3 protein-coding genes are annotated in these 4,530 nt (G+C 42.6%); all 3 read right to left on the bottom strand.

All coding sequences use genetic code 11. From position 1 onward, the window contains the following. Window positions 1-1,595 precede the first annotated feature (1,595 nt). On the bottom strand, window positions 1,596-1,856 hold the full coding sequence (locus INT12_RS32115; RefSeq protein ID WP_169884815.1) for a TraK family protein: 261 nt from the start codon (window positions 1,854-1,856) through the stop codon (window positions 1,596-1,598). Between the two features lie 624 nt (window positions 1,857-2,480). After that, window positions 2,481-4,250, bottom strand: coding sequence for a UvrD-helicase domain-containing protein (locus tag INT12_RS30310; RefSeq protein WP_193039971.1), 1,770 nt, complete (start codon window positions 4,248-4,250; stop codon window positions 2,481-2,483). Then, on the bottom strand, window positions 4,250-4,530 hold a 281-nt coding region (locus tag INT12_RS31555; protein WP_226926379.1), incomplete at its 5' end, for a hypothetical protein. The genes INT12_RS31555 and INT12_RS30310, both read right to left, overlap by 1 nt.

The following is a 4,530-nucleotide window of genomic DNA, read 5'->3' as shown; positions in this document are numbered from 1 at the left end:
CGGCGACAGAGACTTCAGACTAACAATGCAAACCTGCGTCGCTGCGCTCCGACTGCCCGGCCGGATGAGCGTGGAATAGGTGGCCGGATGTTGGTGGGCTGGGTGGCCGGATGGCGTGGAATGCGCATACGACCCGGAGCGAGAGAGCTACATCGTCCGTATCGATCCCAGATGGTGTTTTCTGTACCGTAATCGCGAGTACGCCTTAATCGATTGGGAGAAGCGGCTGCGTATTCGTAAAGGTCAAGATATGGCCAAGGCCTTGCAACGCCTCGTCGCAACTTCGAGTGAGTCTGTGCAGCGATTTCAGCTCGTTTGGTTGAAAGAGCGCTTCCAATACTCCAGTCCAATGCGCAAGTTCAGAGCTTCACTAGATGTTGCGATGCAGGAGTTAGAACGCGTGGAGGTCATTACGGCCGGAAGAATCGAGCTCAGCACTAAAGGGGTGGAGCAGGCAGTGTGGACGCGCCTTTAACTCGGTTCAACTATCGGGGTTGCGTTCCGCCTGCTTCGGGGTTGAATTCCGGTCAGTCGGGGTCGCGTTCCGCTTTATCGGGGTTGCGTTCCCCTCGGGATGCTGGAGGCCGCGTAATCCGTGGCGTCCAAAGGAGCAAAATGCTCTCTACCTTTTTTCTACTGTTTAACTACCACCACAATGCTGTGGATAACATTACTTTCAGCAATCATTCGATGTTGTTCGGCTTCACGAGCTTGAGCTGACTGCCAAATCGTTAGACCAACCCGCACTCGATGGGACTGACCCAGCACGGTCTGTTGCTGACGCGCTCCTTTTCGATCTTGCTGATTTCTAACTGAACTCCTTCGTAAACTCCTAACTCTGATAGAAGCTTCTTTGTCTCATCCAATTTGAGTATTTTAGTTAGTTGTCGGTATATCGAGAATGCGCGACCAAAACCATGTCCATCGCCAAGTCTTCCGTATGGATCTGTTGTAGCTAGGTATCTATATGCAGCGATGGTTGATGTAAAAGAAAATGAACCATGAACCAAATAATCCATGAAAACTTTATTTAATGCTTCCTCGGTTGTCGAATGTTCCAAAGTCTTTGAGATGCCTTTTACTATGGTTGAGGTCTGGTGAGGCTCACCCCACAACGCAGACCAGAGGTTGTCTGGTCCGCTCCAATAAATATCTTCGGCATCCTAAAAAAGCTGAGAAAGAAGGTTAACTATCTGTGTCGGATGTCTTCTTACATCTCCTCGAAAGTATTTGTAGAGTCTGTTAGATTCCACCATGTCTGGCCAGCCGAGGTTCTTTGTTTTCTGGCCGATAATGCAGCTGAGTTGATATGGACTTGAGGCTCCAGCATCCATGCGCAGGTGATTCATCAGTGCTATAGTTTGCAGCTTTATGCGACTCAAATCACCGCAATGTCTAGAGTTCATATATATATTTTCTCTTGGAGATCGTCTTGGGTGATGTTGCTTAGCAACATACGAAGTAAGGGCACCAAAAGGGAATGGTATGTAATAGACGGCGGCTTGAGGGTGATTCCTTGCAATACTTCAGCAAGAGTGAAGTTTGAGAAATGTTTGTTACACCGTCAATTACATTCTGCTCCTTTTTGGTGTTCATTAAAAGTGCTTAGGTGGCGTAGAGGGATTTTGGTGTTCACTAGTGGTGATTAGTTTATAGTAAGGCGTCACGCAGTATCGGGATACGTATTTTGTAAATTGCGTATATCCGATGTTTAAGTTGGATGCATTGCTGGTGTAGATATTTATCAACGTGTGACCTGCATTGATCTGTTTTTGAAAAGTATCCTGGAGTTTAAGGAACTCAACCTTTCCTTGGCCGCGCTTAGCTTTAGTAATAGAGGTGTTTGAAGTATTCATTCTGCTTCCTGCTGACTGCTTTTTTCTAGGTCTAACAGGGCGAAGGAAAATTTGGAAGAGTTTAGTTAAATGTTTTTTTTCTGTATGCGATTTAACGCGATTTAACGCGATTCAATGCGACGCAGAGAAAATTAATACGATTGATGCCGAAATTTAATTTTGTCGCATTAAATCGCGTACCTTCGCAAAGGGTATGACGGCAAGATGTGTGTTGTACGGGTACGGGCTTTGCCCATTCCCTCCCAACACCTTGCCTTACTCGCCTTCGGCTCGAAAGTATCTAGCTCAATGAGTACTCACAGTCGCTGTCGCATAAAGGGAGGGAACTGATTGCTCAGTCAATATTCAGCTATTATGTGGTGATGGAGTGTAGGTTGAGTTGATTCTGAAAATGAGTTAGCTTCGGTAGCACAGATCCGGGTGGGAGGATATATGAGAGATAGGCCACACTGCGAGGCGATGGTTGAACTATACCGCGCCGATCCGGATTATGTATTTGAGCTTTTGAATGATGTCAAAAGCAGCGGGAATGTAGCTGAGTTACGTATATTGTTATCGCAGATAGAAAAGGCATTCGGTGATGATGCCCTTTCGCTTATCCTAGAAAGACATTATTATATTAGATTATAAATTGAGTTTTGTGGTAACTAAACTTAATTGTTTTGTAGGGGTGTATTCGTTTTTGCTCGCGGTGTAGATGCCTTTTTCAGAAAACAGGTGTAGCGCTGCTTTGGCTCTTGATGATATTACGTAAAGAAGTCGCTTTGCCATATAGGCAGAATAGGTTGGTCTTTGATTTATGATTTCTTCCCAGTGCGGAATTTTCCCTTCTAATAGCCCTGCGCATATAACAACTTGATACTCTTCGCCTTTGGTAGAGTGACATGTTGTGATTTTTACGCCGATTGATTCATTAAAATACTTTTTTAGATTTTTCGGGTCGGTATCAATCCCGTCCTTGACGATTCTCAAGTGAGTTGCCTTAATTAATGAATCGTACTGCTCTAAGGAATCTTTGTGATCGCTTACATTTATTTTGAGGTTAGAGCAGAAGGTCAATATTAAGGATTGAATGTACTCAACTACTCCTGGCTCATTGATTGTTATCGAATTTGACGCTTTGAGTAAATAACGGATGGTGTGCGTTGTATCATCCATGCTGAATCCGATTTCTGACAATTGCCGGATAATTTCAGTTCCTAGTCTGATTCTCTTGTTGTAGTTTTTGTTATTTATTTCTAGATGGTGAAGCCTTATTAATTTGTACCATACATTTTCGTGGCAGTGGGGGACGGGGGAAAGTCCTGGAGCATCAAATGGAGTATTTGGAAGTAACTTGGATATGGCACGGCCAAGCGCTGTTACTTCGTACCATTGAGGGTGTAGTATCGCAATTTCGTGTGGTGGTACACCTAGGGCTAGGTAATCTTCCACGATTACTGAAATAGCAACTGCTAAATCTGTTCTATGGGTTGTTCTGTTGTACAATAAAGCTTGTCTGGGGAACGTACTATGTTGTTGAGACTTTATTGATATTTTTTGGTCTTGAAATTCAGAGTAAAAGTCAATGATCTGTTGTGTTGATCTAAAACAACCAGAGAGGGTCATAACTTGTATTTTTTGAAGCGAAAACTCTTGGCATATTTCAGTTTGATTTTTTACAATTGCGCCTAGTCCAGTATAAATGGCCTGATCTACATCACCAATTAGGCATATTTTTGTATTTCCATGCTTGAGTATTTCTCTCATAATACTGTATTGGGTTTGGTTTGTGTCTTGGTATTTGTCGACAAATATCGAGTCAAAAAGATGTGACAGTCTTATAGCGATCTTTGGGTGTTCGACTAATATTGTTGCGGCTATGGTAAGTATTAAGTCAAAATCTATAAGCTTATTTTCAGATAGATACTTGTGGTACTGTTGGGCAGCTAGGAATGAATCACGGCTGACACCGTGCTGGCAAATAGTTTCATCTGGATTGAGTTTTGTATTGATTTTCTCGTAACTATTTAGGTTTAGATTTTTTTTGATTGAATCAAGAATGTCTTGGGCTTCATATTGATCAATTAATCTATATCCTTTGCGCGTTCTGGAAGAAAAACCTTTGTATGGCTTGATGATCCACTCCAAACAGAACGAGTGAATAGTACCGATCCATAGATTGTTAGAGGGAATCGAAAAACTATCTAGTCTATCGGTAATGGTATCTGCAGCCACGTTAGTGTATGTGATGGCGACTAAGAATTTCTTTCCAAGATTTTGATTTTGGAGTTTATAGGCAATTTTTGCGACTAAGGTTTTAGTCTTACCACTACCAGGGCATGCTGTCAGTAATAAATTCTCATCATAAGTGGCAGCGTCGTGCTGCTCTTTTGTTAGGTTTTTTAATGGCATTAGTTTGATCCTCGGATGAGAATTGCCACGGGATCATTTGTGAAGAACTCTGCGAATGTCTCAGCAGTTCCGTGTTGCGTTAGTACGCCCTTTGAGGTGCAGTGTTTCTCATAGTTTTCTAATGTGTTTCCGGTTTTATAAAATTGCAACCTGTAAGAAAACATTTTTTTCCAGATTTCTTCGGTTGCATGACCTTTCAATACGTGAGAAAGGGCATTTAGAATGTAAGTTGGTATATAAAGGCAGGAGTTGGATTTCTCTGATAATAATAGAGCAAACC

Origin of the sequence: Pseudomonas sp. K8 (assembly GCF_014889455.1) — a bacterium.
Lineage (GTDB): Bacteria > Pseudomonadota > Gammaproteobacteria > Pseudomonadales > Pseudomonadaceae > Aquipseudomonas > Aquipseudomonas veronii.
This window is presented reverse-complemented; position numbering and strand designations above follow the sequence as displayed.

What these genes read in the sequence shown, in the direction of transcription:
- INT12_RS32115 (WP_169884815.1), bottom strand. Translation starts at nt 1,856, where the DNA reads ATGAATACTTCAAACACCTCTATTACTAAAGCTAAGCGCGGCCAAGGA.
- INT12_RS30310 (WP_193039971.1), bottom strand. Translation starts at nt 4,250, where the DNA reads ATGCCATTAAAAAACCTAACAAAAGAGCAGCACGACGCTGCCACTTAT.